Below are 13760 nucleotides of genomic sequence, written 5' to 3'. Positions count from 1 at the left end.
GGTCAGTAGAGGCTCCGGAGCTCCTCGGTGATCTCCGCTTTGAGATCCTCGACGTACTCCTCGTAGTCCTCTTGGACGCCGATACGGTTAATCCGCGGGGCCGAGTCGATGTCGATGATCTCCTCGACCGGGACGCCGGCGTCGAGCGCGTCGAACGCCTCGTCGTTGAACGTCTGGATCGTCGTCAGCATGAGGTACGTCTTCTCCGGCGGACAGAACGTGTCGACCGGGTGGAACGCGTTCTGCTGGAGGTACGCCTCGCGCAGGTAGCGCGCGACCTCCAGGGTGAGCTGCTGGTCGTCGGGCAGGGCGTCCTTCCCGACGAGCTGGACGATCTCTTGCAGCTCCGTCTCCTCGTCGAGCACGTCGACCGCCCACTGGCGCCGCTCGGCCCAGTCGTCGGCGACCTCGTCTTCGAACCAGGGGTCGAGCTGGTCTTTGTACAGCGAGTAGGACTCGTTCCAGTTGATCGACGGGAAGTGGCGGCGCTCCGCCAGGTCCGCGTCGAGCGCCCAGAACGTCTTCACGATACGCAGCGTGTTCTGGGTGACCGGCTCGGAGAAGTCGCCGCCGGGCGGCGACACCGCGCCGATCGCCGAGACGGAGCCCTCCGTCCCGTTGATGTTCTCGAAGTAGCCGGCGCGCTCGTAGAACTGCGCCAGGCGGGCGGCGAGGTACGCGGGGTACCCCTCCTCGCCGGGCATCTCCTCCAGCCGGGAGGAGATCTCGCGCATGGCCTCCGCCCACCGCGAGGTGGAGTCGGCCATCAGCGCCACGTCGTACCCCATGTCGCGGTAGTACTCGGCGATCGTGATCCCCGTGTAGATACAGGACTCACGCGCCGCGACGGGCATGTTCGAGGTGTTCGCGATGAGCGAGGTGCGGGCCATCAGCGGGTTGCCGTTGGCCGGGTCCTCCAGCTCGGGGAAGTCCTCGATGACCTCGGTCATCTCGTTGCCGCGCTCGCCGCAGCCGACGTAGACGATGATGTCCGCGTCGGCGTACTTCGCGAGCTGGTGCTGGGTGACCGTCTTCCCGGAGCCGAACGGCCCGGGGATGGCGGCCGTCCCGCCCTTCGCGATGGGGAACAGGCCGTCGAGGATGCGCTGGCCGGACACCAGCGGCGTCCGGGGCGTCTTCTTGTCGTTGGCGGGGCGGGCCTCGCGCACCGGCCACTCCTGGTGCATCGAGATCTCCTCGCCGTTGTCCAGTTCGACGACCGTCTCGGTGACGTCGAAGGTCCCGGACTCGGCGGCGACGACCTCGCCGCCCTCGTAGTCCGGCGGCACCATGACCTTGTGGTCGATGGTGACCGTCTCCTCGACGATCCCGACGATGTCGCCGGGCTCGACGACGTCGCCTGCCTCGACCTCGGGCTCGAACTCCCACTCCTCCTCGAGGTCGATGCCGGGCGCGTCGACCCCGCGGTCGAGGTACGGACTGCCCATCTTGCCCTCCAGCACGTCCAGGGGGCGCTGAACGCCGTCGTAGATGGCGTCCAGCATCCCCGGGCCGAGGTCGACCGACAGCGGCTCGCCCGTGTTCTCGACGGGTTCGCCGGGGCCGACACCGGAGGTCTCCTCGTACACCTGAACGGTCGTGAGGTCGCCCTCGATCTCGATCACTTCCCCCATGAGCCCTTCGTCGCCGACGTAGACGACGTCGTTCATGCGGGCGTTGAGATCGCGGGCGGTCACGACCGGACCGCTCACGCTCTGAATGACGCCGCTGTCTGTCTCGGCGTCGGTTGTGTCTGCTTTGCTCATATTAGTCGTCTTCCTCCATCAGGTCGATGCCGATGGCGCGTTTGATCTGGTCGCGCAGCCCGCCGCTGCCGGCGCCGGAGCCGCCGAGCGTCACGAGGACCGGCTCGATGCTCCCCTCGACGGCCTCGCGGGTCCCCCGCGAGAGGTGGTCGAGGTCGTCGTCGTGCATCACGATGATGCCGACGTCGTCGTCGTCGAGCGTCCGCTCGACGGCGTCGTCGAGCCGCTCGTCCTTCTCCTCGTCCGGCACGTTCTCGAACGCTCGGACGCCGGCGAGGCGGAATCCGGTCGTGAACTCCGGGCTGCCGACGACCGCTATCTCCTGGCTCATGTTATCACCAGCTCCGATTCGATCTCGTCAGGCGAGAGGCCGGCCTCCTTCCCGCGGGCGATCGCCCGGATGTTCTCCGTCTCGCGCTCCTTCGCGAGGATGTAGGAGATCACCGGGGTGACCGACACCGGGTGGATCGTGCCGAGGCGGTCGCCGTACGCCAACAGCGCGCCGTCGATGGCGTGCTCGAACGCGATGAGGCTGTCCGCCTCCTCAAGCTCGCGCAGCGCGGGCCCGAGCTCGTCGCCGTACTGGCTGTCGCCGATGTACTCGACGAGCTCGTCGAGGTTCTGCGCCAGCCGCGCGAGCGACGAGCGGGTGAACAGGTCGCCGCCCTCGATGAAGTACGCCGCGGGGTCGATGTCCGCGCCCGAGCGGGCGAGCCGGAGCGCGTTCGTCGCGTTCCGGAAGTCGACCTCCGCCTTGAGGAACGCCTCGTACTGCCGGGTCGGCTCGTCGCCGCCGAGCCCGGAGAGGAGCCGCTCGTAGAACGCGCGGTCGACCGCGTTCTCCAAGGGCACCAGCACGCCCGTCTCCTCGTACTCGGCGAGCGCTTCTCGCAGCGGCTCGCCGTAGATCGTGTCTTCGAGGACCTCGATCACGCCGTCGATCGAGTCCGCCTCCAGCAGCCGACGGATGCGCCGGTCGTCGAACTCGCCGGCGCGGATCAGGTCGACCTCGACGGCCGACTGGTCCGCGTCGGTGTAGACGCCGCGGATGACCGTCTTCACGTTCCAGGCGTCGAACTTCCGGAGGTAGCGGGCGATGAGGTCGTACAGCGGCCCCTCGCTCCAGTCGAGGATGGCGTCGAACTGCTCGGCGAGGTTCCGGTTCAGCGCGTACTCGATCAGGTCCACGCCGCCGTGGCGGCTGCCGAGCGCGTTGATCTCCTCGCCGTAGCTCGACTCCTCCATGAACCGGGCGATCTCGGCCGGCCCCATCCGGGTCAGCTTGCGGTACTCCTCGTCCCCGTAGAGGCTGCCGCGGCGGGCACGAACCCGCGCGACGACGTACTCGGGGTTCGAGCTACCGGCGGCGCTCATTGGTCGAACAGCCGCTCCGAGATGTTCTTCAACTCGTCGTCCCAGACGGACTCCAGGACCGAGTCGAACGTGTTGTTCACGCGAACGCGGGAGGTGTCGCTCTCGGCGACGACGCCGCCGAGGCAGTCGACCTCGCCGTCGACCTCGGCGTTGCGGTCCGCCACGAGCTCCTCGAGCAGCTCGACGTCCTCGGCGCGGGTGTAGACGGCGACGTCCTCGTCGTCGTCGAACTCCGCGAGGGTCGCGTCGAGTAAGGCCTCCGTGAGGTCGCGGCGGTCGTCGCCGTCGAGGTCGGCTATCGCCGCCTCGACCTCGTCGTGGACGTCCTCCAGGACGTCGCGGCGGGCGCCCAGCCGCTCCTGTTTGGCCTCGAGCTTCGCCGACGAGAGCGTCTGTTCGCGCTCCTGGTCGATCTGGCTCTCGACCTCTGCGAGCCGCTCCTCGCGGATGCGGTCCGCGTCGGCCTCCGCCTCCTCGATGACCTCGTCGGCCTCCGCCTCGGCCTGTTCGCGGATCTCCTCCGCACGCGCGCGAGCCTCATCTTCAACGTCCTCAACGACGGTTTCCAAACTCATTGGTTGAAAAACGCTGGAGAGTTACCCGACGATGAAGACCACGACGAGCGCGAGGATGACGATCGTCTCGGGAAGGACCGTCAGGATGAGCCCGTTGACGAAGAGGTCGTCGTCCTCGGCCATCGCGCCGACGGCGGCCGACCCGATACCGCGCTCCGCGTAGCCTGCGCCCAGCGCCGCGAGCCCGACGGCGAGCGCCGCCGCGGCGTTGGGGTCAGTCAGCGTTCCACCGGTCGACAGTACGAGGTTCCCGAGTTCGTTGGTAGCTTCAAACATTGGTAGTAGTTGCTGTTGCTCGTCTCCGAACGGTTGCTATTTGCCCCTAGAGGAGTCATAAAGCTTCCCAAAACGACCGAACAGAATCCGGGAGAACGGCGGGGAAAGCGGGTGCTATCCGCGTCAGAACCCGACGGAATTGCCGGGTTCGACCGCGGTCGAAGCGGCGAGACCGAGCGGCGACCGACGACGGGGCGTCGTCAGTCGTCGCGGGTGTACTTCCGGTCGCGGCCGAACGGGAGGTACGCGCGGCCGCCGCCCTCGTAGAAGTTCCCGAAGAACTCCACGTACTCGAGGCGGACCGCCTGAATGCCGGCGGACGTGACCCCGAGCAGGAGGACGACGACGTGGCCGACGACGGCCACGACGATCCCGCCCACCAGGGCGACGATCCCGACCAGACCGATCGAGGCCGGGTCGAACGCCGTGGTGATCCCCGCGAACACGAGCTCGTAGTCCGCGGTGTTCTGTACCTCGGCGAGGTAGTCCGCGCTGAAGATGAAGTGGAAGCTCCCGTCGCCGCCGTCGTCGATGTAGGCGCCGAACGCGAGCAGGTTGACCGCGAGCGCCATCCCGCCCTTCGCGAGCAGGACGGCCATGATCCGGGCGTACGAGATGACGTTGACGATCGGCGAGAGGAACTCCGCGAGCTCCGGCGGCTCGCCGATGCCGAGCAGCACGATCCCGAGCAGGGCGCCGACGGCGCCGGCGATGCCGACGACGACCGGGAAGCCCTGGAACGAGATCGCGCCGAACGTCAGGATCGAGACCGCCTCGAACAGGAAGTCGGGCTTCGGACCGGGCACGTGCTGGCTGAAGATCCAGATCCACGCGCCGTTGAGGATCAGCAGCCACGAGCCGGCCTCGTAGACGGCGTGTTTGAGGTCGTGCTGCTGGGCGGTGCTCACGAACGAGAGCACGTGACCGACGTTCAGGTGAACGATGCCGAACACGACGCTCACGACGAGGAAGGAGAGCCCCCAGTTGAGGTCGGCGGGCGAGAGCCCCTTCCCGGCGACCGGCCAGTGGATGCCGAGCAGCTGGTAGGCGTGGTAGCCGAACAGGTCGATGCCGAAGTAGATCCCGAACAGTATCGTGAAGCCGCCGGCCCACATCGCGACGGAGCCGAGCTCGCGGAACGCCCCCTCGTAGTTCGAGTACATGAAGAACCCGATGGCGGCGTAGAGGATCCCGTACCCGACGTCGCCGATCATGAACCCGAACATCGCCGGGAACGTGAGGAAGACGAGGAGCGTCGGGTCGAACTCCGAGTACTTCGGCCGCCCGAACGCCTGAACGAGGAGTTCGAACGGGCCGGCCGCGCTGCCGTTGTCCTGGACGACCGGCGGGTCGTCGGCGCCGTGCGCCGCGTGGCCGCCGTCGGTGGCGACCGCCGTCTCCGCCTCGCGGTCCGCGTCAGCGGCGCTCTCGTCGGCGCCCTCGACCTCGTCGGCCGAGCCGCCCGCGTCGCCGCCCTCGACCGGCTCCGTGTGGTGGTCGCCGTCGGGCGTGAACGAGGCGCGTTCGAGCTCCTCGACCTCGACGTGGTCGCCGACCGCGTCGACGATCGCCGCCTCGAAGTCGGGGTACGTCTCGGTCGGCACCCACCCCTCCGCGACGAAGGCGTTCTCGGTGGTCGCGAACGAGAGCGGCGCCTCCTTCTTCTCGGCCTCGATGGTGAGCTGCTCTTCGGCGCGCAGCAGGAAGCCCGCCGCCTCCTCTTTCACCGACTCGAGCTGGCGCTCGACGCCGGCGAGCTCGTCGCGGAGGTCGGCCTGCTCGGCCTCCAGCTCCGCGACGTACTCCTCCGGGCTGGCGTCGGCGTCCGGCACGTCGAGCAGCGCGATGTCGACGCCGACGAGCGCGTCCTGGACGACGCCCTCGGCGTCGGGGTCCGTCGGCCGCGCGACGATGGCGAGCACGTCGCCGCCGACGAACACGTCGAAGACGTCGATCGAGTCGGCGTCGGCGAGCGCGGCCTCGACGGCGTCGGGCTTTGCCTCGCCGACGACGACCTCGACCGAGTCGTAGCCGCGCAGGTACTCGAGGTCGATCCCGAGCTCGGCGAACGGCTCCATCCGGTCGATCTCCTCCTGGCGGTCGCGGATCGCGGCCTGGAGCTCGTCGCGCTCGTCGTTGAGCTCGTTGACCCGCTCGCGGACCCGTTCGAGCTCGGCGACGAGCTCGTCGTCGTCGAGCGACCGGGCGACCTCGGCGTCGTCCTCGTCGACGTCGAGGATGCTCTCGAGCGATCGGACCGTGACGAGGCGCTCGTTGACGGTCTCCGCGCCGTCGAGCGACGTCCCGGGCTCGAACCCCTCGTACCGGTCGTCGTAGTCCGTGACGTGCAGGGAGTGGTGGGCGTACGCCGCCTCGATGACGTCGTCGATGACGCGCTTCGAGCCCGTCACCGACACCCGGCTCATCTGCTCAGGCCTGAGCATCCACCGCCTCCTCGGCCTGGTCGTGGACCGCCGCCTCGAACTGTTCTACGGCGTATTCGACGGCCGATTCCACCCGCTCGCGGGCCTCGCGTTCGAGCTCGTCGCGGTCGTTACGCCCCGATTCGAGGATCTCTTCGCGCCGCTCCTCGATCTCTTCTCGGGCCGCTTCGAGCCGCTCTTGGGCCTCGGCCTCCGCCTCCTCCTCGGCCTCGGCGCGGATCTCGTCCGCGCGCTCTCGAGCTTCGGCGAGGCGCTCCTCGGCGTCCGCTTCCGCGTCAGCGATGATCTCGTCCGCCTCCCGTTCGGCCTCCTTGATCGAGTTGAGCACCTCTGGTCTCGCCATGCTACTAATCGCCTGAAACTCTACAAGCGACGTATAAGGTGTTTGCGAAAGCCCGCGGGGTTGCGCGCCGATTCCGGGGCGATCTCGCCCGGATTCCGGGCGGGACCCGGCCGCGACGGCCGGGAGATCCGCGCGCCGCCGCCTACATTTAAGTAGCAGTCGCCGGACCCTCACCGTATGGCAACGGTGTATGCGGTCGCGTCGGCGAAGGGTGGGGTCGGGAAGACCACCACGACGGCCGCGCTGGCGACGATCCTGGCGGACTCGGGCGCCGACGTCGTCGCGATCGACGCCGACCTCGGCATGGCGAACCTCGCGGGCGCCGTCGGGGTGACGCCCGGCGAGACCACCCTCCACGACGCCCTGGCCGGCGAGGCGGACCCGGAGGACGCGGTCCGCGAGGGTCCGTCCGGCCTCCGGGTCGTCCCGGGGGCGACCGAGCTCGACGCGTACGCCGCCGCGGACCCGTCGGGGCTCCGCCGGGTCGTCGAGGCGTTCGACGACGCGGACTACGTGTTCGTCGACGCGGGCGCCGGGCTGTCCCACGACTCCACGCTCCCGCTCGCGATCGCCGACGAGGCGCTGCTCGTCTCGACGCCGGAGCGGAGCGCCCTCGGCGACACCGAGAAGACGCGGCAGCTGACCGAGCGGCTCGGTGGGACCGTCGCCGGCGCCGCGATCACCCGGGTGACCGACGACACCGACGAGGTCGTCACCGCCCTGCTCGACGCCCCCGTCCTCGGCCGGATCCCGGACGACGAGGCCGTCGCCCGGGCCGCGGCGGCGAACCGCCCGCTGCTGGCCGCCGCGCCCGACGCCCCGGCGACGCACGCGTACCGCGACCTGGCCCGAGCGCTGACCGGCGCGGACGTGGAGGGGGCCGGGCTCGACGAGCCCGCGGCCGAGGCGGCCGCCGGCGCGAGCGGCGTCGAAGCCGAGGGCGACGACGAACCAGCGGAACCGCAGGAAGCCGATGACGAGGCCGAGGAGGAGCGGCCGGACGCGCCCGACGACGACGCGGTGATCGTCGACGACGACCCCGACGAGGACGGAAGCGGAGGCGATCAAGACGACGAGGACGAGGGCGGCGAAGCGACGGATCCCGACGACCCTGACGACGCCGACCGAGAAGACGAGGACATCATCGTCGCGGACCCCGACGCGACCGGCGTGGCGGAGCCGGGCGACGGCGACGACATCATCGTCGCGAGCGAGAGCGAGGCGGCGGGAGACGTCGCGGCCGACGACACCGACGAAGACGGCGACGACGACACGGGTGACGGCGGGAGCGAGGCCTCCGACGATGACAGAGGCGAGACGACCGACGAGGGAACGCCCGACGACGCCGGCGAGCCGGAGGAGTCCGTCGACGAGGGCGACGGGGCGGCTCGCGAGGGCATCGGCGCCGACCGAGAGGCGACCGAGAGCGACGAGGCCGGCGGACCCGGCGCCGGCGACGAGTCCGTGAGCGGCGGGAGAGCGGCCGCCGAGCTCGAGGCCACCGGCCCCGAGGCCGCGGACGACGACGCGGAGTCGGACGCGATCCCCGACGCGGACGAGACGGCGCGCGGAGCGACCGCCGGGCGCGACGCCGGCGGCGACGGGCCCGAGGGCGGTTCGGGCGCCGACTCGGAGACCGACGACGACATCGACGACGAGCTCGCGGGGAGCATCCCGTTCCGCGACGACGACACCGGGACGATGAACACCGTGCTGTCCGAGGAAGACGACGAGAGCGGGACGGACGCGGACGACGGGGAACGCTCGGCGGACGCGGACGCCGAGGCGGAGTCGACCGCGGACGCCGACGACGACGAGGAGAAGGACGGCGGCTTCTTCAGCCGGCTACTCGGCCGGTGAGGGCGGAAGCTCGCCGGCGGAAGTGAGACGGGAGAACCGGGTGGGGCGCGGCGGTCCGGTCAGGCCTCGGAGGGGGCGCGGGCGCGGTCGCGGATCAGCTCGCGGATCTCCTCGGGGTCGGTGACCTCGGCCAGCTCCTCGCAGGAGACGAGGGCGGTCCCGTCGACCGACTCGCGCTTCTCGTCTTCCTCCGTGAAGTACACCGAACGGGTCCGGGCCACCTCGCCGATCGAGGACATGATCCGGGCGCGCTTCTCGGCCGCGGCGGTGAACGCCGAGTGGCCGGTGAGCACGCGCGTCGTCGGGCTGTCCTCGTCCTCCGAGACGGCCTTGAACGGGGCGCGGGCGGTCGGGTGGACGGTGAAGCCCGCGCTCGTGAGCACGTGGAGGACGTGCTCGTCGTCGGGGTCCGCCTCGGGCGCGGAGGGGGTCGGATCCGAGTCGCGGACCTCGTCCGCGCCGTCGAGCACGTCCACCGGGCTGGAGAACGGCTGGTCGAACAGTTCCTCCAGCTGGATCGCCACCTCGATGGAGGCGTTCATCCCGTCCTCGTACTTCGAGACGGTGCGCCGGGAGACGCCCAGCTCGTTCGCGAGCCGGCCGAGCGACCAGCCGCGCTCCTCGCGTTCGTCGGCCAGCAGGTCGCCGTCGAGGCTGACGTACAGGCCGCCGGGGGCGGCGTAGATGAGCGGCGGCATCCCCTCGACGAACAGGTCGTAGGCGGTGTCGGGGTTGATCACCGGGACGCCGTGACGGAAGTAGACGACGCCGGGCTTCAGCTCCTCGTCGCGGGTTCGGATCCCGATCACCATCGGCGTCCCCCTGAGGTACTCGCCGAGCCGACGCATCTCCGCGCCGGTCTCCGCGTCGAGCGCGTCGACGTTGCCGAGGATCTTCAACAGGAGGAGGTCCTCGTCGCGGCGGGCCGCCACGTCGAAGCTCTTGGGCCGGACCGCACACCGGTCGCTGACGAGGAACCCTGCGTCCTCCAGCATCGCGGTGACGTTCCCGATGAGCGCAGTCCGGGACATAGCCGGAATAAGCGTCTCGCCGTATATATGCGTTGTGTCGTCGGTGTGGCGACGAAACCGCCGCCAGCCTGCGATTTCCGCCGTTCGAGGCGGGAAACGGTTAAATACTCGACCGGCCGCGAAACGCGGTCGGCGAGCCCCGGAGTTCCCCTCGGCGGTCGGGGGAGGCCGGCCTCGAAAGGGGCTTGACGCGCCGCCGCGAACGCGGGCACATGCCGATCGTCGCCGTCGACGACACCGACTCCCGCGAGCGCGGGATGTGTACGACGTACGTGGCGACGCGGATCGCGGCGCGGCTCGCCGACGGCGGCGCCCGGATCCGGCGGTGCCTCCTCGTCCGCCTGAACCCGGCGGTGAAACACAAGACGCGCGGGAACGCCGCGGTCGCGCTCCACGCCTCGGGGGTCGACGCGGAGCGGGCCGCGACGGTCGCGGTCGAGACGGTCGAGGAGTTCGCGGCGGCGTCGGACCCGCGGACCTCCCCCGGCGTCGTCGTCGCCGACCGCGACGCCGGCGGCGACCCCTTCGACCCGACCGGCGCGCCGATCCCCGAGGCGGTCGCCGCGTTCGCGCGGCGCGCGCTCCGGGAGCGGCTCTCCGTCGCGGAGGCGGTCGAGACCGCGGAGGAACACGGGTTCCGACACGCCGCGGTGGGCCCGGCCGGCGGGGCGGAGGGCGCGGACGAGGCCGTCGCGGGGCGGGGCCGGATCGGCGCGCTCGCGGCGGTGGGCGCGTCGGCCGCGTTCGACGACTGGACCTTCGAGCGCATCTCCTACCGCGAGCTCGACCGCTGCGGGACGCCGCGCGAGGTCGACGCCGACAGCGTCTTCGACGCCGCGGCGGAGGGCTACCCGACGGTCTGGGACACCGTCGACCGCGAGACCGGCGCGGCCGTCTGCGTCCCGAACGCCCCCGGCCCGATCCTCCACGGGATCCGCGGCGACGACCCGGCTGCGTGCCGCGAGGTCGCGGAGAAGATTGAGGGCGAGCCGGTCGAGCGCGCGGCGACGTTCCTGACGAACCAGGGCACGGACGCGCACCTCGCGCCCGGCCGGATCGGCGACCTCCGCGACGGCGCCGGCTACCGGGTGGCCGGGAGGGTCGCGGGCGAGCCGGAGACGAAACGGGGGGGACACGTCCACGTCGACGTCGCGGCCGACCGCGACGCGGTCGCCGCCGACGGCGCGGCCGACGCCGGGGACAGGAGCGACACGGAGAACGGGACCGATGCCGAGGACGAGAGCGACGCCGACCGCCTCCGCGCCGTCGCGTTCGCGCCCACGGGCCGGTTCCGCGACCGGGTTCGCGCGCTCCGGCCGGGCGACCGGGTCACCCTCTGCGGCGAACACGAGGTGCGGGCGGACGCGGCGGGGCCCGAGAGCACCCTGAAACTGGAGAAGTTCGCCGTCCGCGACCTCGTCCGGACCGCGCCCGCGGTCCCGACCTGCCCCGACTGCGGGCGGTCGATGTCGTCGGCGGGGAGCGGACAGGGGTACCGGTGTCGCGACTGCGGGACGAGCGCGCCGGGGAAGGTCGCGGAGTCGGTCGAGCGCGACCTCGAACCGGGGTGGTACGAGGTGCCGCCGAGCGCGCGCCGCCACGTCGCGAAGCCGCTCGTCCGCGGCGGGTTCGACGCGCCCACGCACCCGGAGCGGTGAGGTCGCGTCCGGCGACGTCGACCGCGTCGCCCGGAGCGATGAAGTGCCTCCGCCGCGAGCGACCGCTATGACCGGCATCGTCTTCCACGCGACGGAGCGGCGCGACGCGGTCGTCGAGTTCTACCGCGAGCGGCTGAACGCGAGCGTGCGGCTCGAACAGCCCGACTGTACGATCTTGGAGTTCGACGGGTTCCTGTTCGGGTTCTGCGAGCGCGACGCGGCCGACGACTGCGGCATCCTCACCTTTGTCTACCCGGACCGGGACGGGGTCGACGCCGCGAGCGAGCGGCTCGGCGACGCGGTCGTGACGGAGCCGCGAGAGAACGAGACGTACGACATCTACCAGTGTTTCGCCGAGGACCCCGAGGGGCGGACCGTCGAGTGTCAGGTCTTCCTCGACGAGGGCGTCGACATCGAGTAGGTGCCCGCGCCGCGCGTCGAGGGCCCGCGCTACCCGCCGAGGTCCCCTACCCGTCGAGGTCGCGCTCCTCGCGCCACGCCGTCGCCCGCTCCTCGGCCGCGTCCCGGTCGTCGAACCGCTCGCGCTCGTAGGCCGACTCGTCGGTCGCCTGTTTCATCACGTCGAGGCGGACGACGAAGCCGCCGGCCGAGCGCTCGCGGAGCCTGACGGTCGCGTACCCGTCCGATCGCTCCCACTCGGTGACCGTGCCGTCGTCGCGCTCCAGCGACCAGCTCATACCCGGGCGGACGCGCCCCGCGGCTAAAGCGGTGCGGTTCCGCGGCGGCCGAGCGGGGGCCGTCCGCCGGCCGACGGTTCGGGCCGGGCGCGCGGCGTCGGTCGGGTCAGTCGCCCGTGCTCGGCGACCGACCGGCGCTCGGCGACCCCTCCGCGTTCGGCGACGCGGCGTACCCGCACACCGGGCAGAGGACGTAACCGAGCGAGTCGTACGGCACCGACGTCGAGGGGGCGCTCACGTCGCACTCCGGGCAGTCGAAGGTCGCGGCGTTCTCGGTCGACATGCTATCACGTAGCGACCGATCCGGCGTAGTTATGCGCCGCTTGCTGTCACCGCAAGGCCACCCTACTTATATACCGAGGCCGAACCCCGGCCCGTGACAGACGACGCACACGCGGACCGGTCGGGAGGGGAGCGACCGACCGACCCGCACGAGCGGCGGCGCGAGCTGGCGGCGCGGCGGCTGGACGAGGCCGGCGCGGCGGGGCTGGTCGCGTTCCCGAGCCGCAACCTCCAGTACCTCACCGGCTTCGCCGAGGAGCCGGGCGAGCGGCACTTCTTCCTCGTCGTGCCGGCGGCGAGCGCGGCCGACCCGGAACCGGCGCTGCTCGCCCCGGCGCTGTACGAGACGCAGGTCCGGGAGGCGACGACCGTCGGGGAGATCCGGACGTGGAGCGACGGGGACGACCCGGTGGCGGCGACGCGCGAGCTGCTCGCCGACCGCGGGCTCGACTCGGGGCGGCTGCTCGTCGACGACACGATGTGGGCGCGGTTCACGCAGGACCTCCGCGCGGCGGCGCCGGACGCCGAGTGGGGGCTCGCGAGCGAGGCGCTCGCCGACCTCCGGGTGCGGAAGGACGAGGCGGAACTGGCGGCACTCCGCGAGGCGGCCGGGGTCGCGGACGCGGTCGTCGGCGACCTCCGCGACCTGGGCGCCGACGCGGTCGGGATGACCGAGGCCGCCCTGGCCGACTGGATCGCGGACCGATTGGCCGAGCGCGGCGGGCGCGGGGTCAGCTTCGAGACGGTCGTCGGGGCGGGCGAGAACGGCGCGAAGCCCCACCACGGCCACGGCGACCGCGAGATCCGGGCGGGCGAGCCGGTCGTCTTGGACTTCGGGACGCGCGTCGACGGCTACCCCTCGGACCAGACCCGGACGCTCGCCTTCGGCGGCAAGCCGAGCGAGGCGTACCGCGAGGTCCACGAGGTCGTGCGCGAGGCGCAGGCGGCCGGCGTCGAGGCGGTCGGGCCGGGCGTCCCCGCGTCGGCCGTCGACCGCGCCGCGCGCGAGGTCATCGAGGCGGCCGGGTACGGCGACGCGTTCGTCCACCGGACCGGCCACGGCGTGGGCCTGGACGTCCACGAGGAGCCGTACCTCGTCGCCGGCAACGACCGCCCGCTGGAGCTGGGGATGGTCTGCTCCGTCGAGCCCGGGATCTACCTCGACGGGCGGTTCGGCTGTCGGGTCGAGGACCTCGTGGTCGTCACCGAGGACGGCTGCGAGCGCCTGAACCGGACCGACCGCGGGTGGGCGTGACCGGCGGCGAGGCGAGCCGCGGGACCGGCGACTCGTGGCCGTGGCCGTCGTCGAGGGCGACGCGCCGCTCGGCGTCGGAGCGGCGGAACGGAAAACGCGGAGACCGGCGTGCCGACGTTCGACACGCGAATACGGGAGTCGTGTGCCGTGCCCCCAACCGGTAAATGCCGCCGGATGATATAACAGTATTACCGAATT

14 protein-coding genes are annotated in these 13760 nt (G+C 71.5%); 4 read left to right on the top strand and 10 right to left on the bottom strand.

What is annotated here, in order from left to right:
• Positions 1–2: 2 nt before the first annotated feature.
• The 7 genes from DVK05_RS12220 to ahaH form a co-directional block, all read right to left on the bottom strand.
• Positions 3–1766, bottom strand: coding sequence for an ATP synthase subunit A (locus tag DVK05_RS12220; protein WP_053772452.1), 1764 nt, complete (start codon positions 1764–1766; stop codon positions 3–5).
• Between the two features lies 1 nt (position 1767).
• Positions 1768–2097 carry a V-type ATP synthase subunit F gene (locus DVK05_RS12215; protein WP_121563633.1) on the bottom strand — a complete coding sequence of 110 codons (330 nt, stop codon included), beginning with the start codon at positions 2095–2097 and terminating at the stop codon, positions 1768–1770.
• Positions 2094–3140 carry a V-type ATP synthase subunit C gene (locus DVK05_RS12210; protein WP_121563632.1) on the bottom strand — a complete coding sequence of 349 codons (1047 nt, stop codon included), beginning with the start codon at positions 3138–3140 and terminating at the stop codon, positions 2094–2096. The genes DVK05_RS12215 and DVK05_RS12210 overlap by 4 nt, the downstream gene beginning before the upstream one ends.
• Positions 3137–3715, bottom strand: coding sequence for a V-type ATP synthase subunit E (locus tag DVK05_RS12205; RefSeq protein WP_121563631.1), 579 nt, complete (start codon positions 3713–3715; stop codon positions 3137–3139). The genes DVK05_RS12210 and DVK05_RS12205 overlap by 4 nt, the downstream gene beginning before the upstream one ends.
• Positions 3716–3736: 21 nt before the next feature.
• Positions 3737–3991, bottom strand: coding sequence for a hypothetical protein (locus DVK05_RS12200; protein WP_004598766.1), 255 nt, complete (start codon positions 3989–3991; stop codon positions 3737–3739).
• Between the two features lie 200 nt (positions 3992–4191).
• Entirely contained in the window at positions 4192–6417 is a 2226-nt protein-coding gene (locus tag DVK05_RS12195; protein WP_121563630.1) for a V-type ATP synthase subunit I, read from the bottom strand.
• 4 nt (positions 6418–6421) lie between these two features.
• On the bottom strand, positions 6422–6778 hold the full coding sequence (gene ahaH / locus DVK05_RS12190; RefSeq protein WP_121563629.1) for an ATP synthase archaeal subunit H: 357 nt from the start codon (positions 6776–6778) through the stop codon (positions 6422–6424).
• A 177-nt stretch (positions 6779–6955) separates the two neighbouring features.
• Here ahaH and minD point away from each other — a divergent pair, with 177 nt between their 5' ends.
• Positions 6956–8638 (top strand): cell division ATPase MinD, encoded by a 1683-nt coding sequence (gene minD, locus DVK05_RS12185; RefSeq protein ID WP_121563628.1) that lies wholly within the window; start codon positions 6956–6958, stop codon positions 8636–8638.
• A gap of 59 nt (positions 8639–8697) precedes the next feature.
• On the opposite strand, the gene DVK05_RS12180 is transcribed toward minD, so the two are convergent.
• Complete coding sequence (locus tag DVK05_RS12180; RefSeq protein WP_121563626.1) at positions 8698–9669, bottom strand: transcriptional regulator; 972 nt, start codon at positions 9667–9669, stop codon at positions 8698–8700.
• A 212-nt stretch (positions 9670–9881) separates the two neighbouring features.
• Between DVK05_RS12180 and DVK05_RS12175 the strand changes: the two genes are divergently transcribed.
• Both DVK05_RS12175 and DVK05_RS12170 read left to right on the top strand, forming a co-directional pair.
• Positions 9882–11327 carry a tRNA(Ile)(2)-agmatinylcytidine synthase gene (locus DVK05_RS12175; protein ID WP_121563624.1) on the top strand — a complete coding sequence of 482 codons (1446 nt, stop codon included), beginning with the start codon at positions 9882–9884 and terminating at the stop codon, positions 11325–11327.
• A 67-nt stretch (positions 11328–11394) separates the two neighbouring features.
• Complete coding sequence (locus tag DVK05_RS12170; protein ID WP_121563622.1) at positions 11395–11748, top strand: VOC family protein; 354 nt, start codon at positions 11395–11397, stop codon at positions 11746–11748.
• Between the two features lie 46 nt (positions 11749–11794).
• Here the strand turns inward: DVK05_RS12170 and DVK05_RS12165 are convergent, their stop codons facing one another.
• Both DVK05_RS12165 and DVK05_RS17380 read right to left on the bottom strand, forming a co-directional pair.
• Entirely contained in the window at positions 11795–12025 is a 231-nt protein-coding gene (locus DVK05_RS12165; protein WP_121563620.1) for a hypothetical protein, read from the bottom strand.
• Between the two features lie 106 nt (positions 12026–12131).
• On the bottom strand, positions 12132–12308 hold the full coding sequence (locus DVK05_RS17380; RefSeq protein WP_199241222.1) for a hypothetical protein: 177 nt from the start codon (positions 12306–12308) through the stop codon (positions 12132–12134).
• Between the two features lie 93 nt (positions 12309–12401).
• On the opposite strand from DVK05_RS17380, the gene DVK05_RS12160 reads away from it, so the two are divergent.
• Complete coding sequence (locus DVK05_RS12160; RefSeq protein WP_121563618.1) at positions 12402–13562, top strand: aminopeptidase P family protein; 1161 nt, start codon at positions 12402–12404, stop codon at positions 13560–13562.
• The last annotated feature ends 198 nt before the right edge of the window (positions 13563–13760 follow it).

It is taken from the genome of Halorubrum sp. Atlit-8R, from assembly GCF_003666025.1.
In the GTDB taxonomy this organism is placed as follows: Archaea; Halobacteriota; Halobacteria; order Halobacteriales; family Haloferacaceae; genus Halorubrum; species Halorubrum salinarum.
This window is presented reverse-complemented; position numbering and strand designations above follow the sequence as displayed.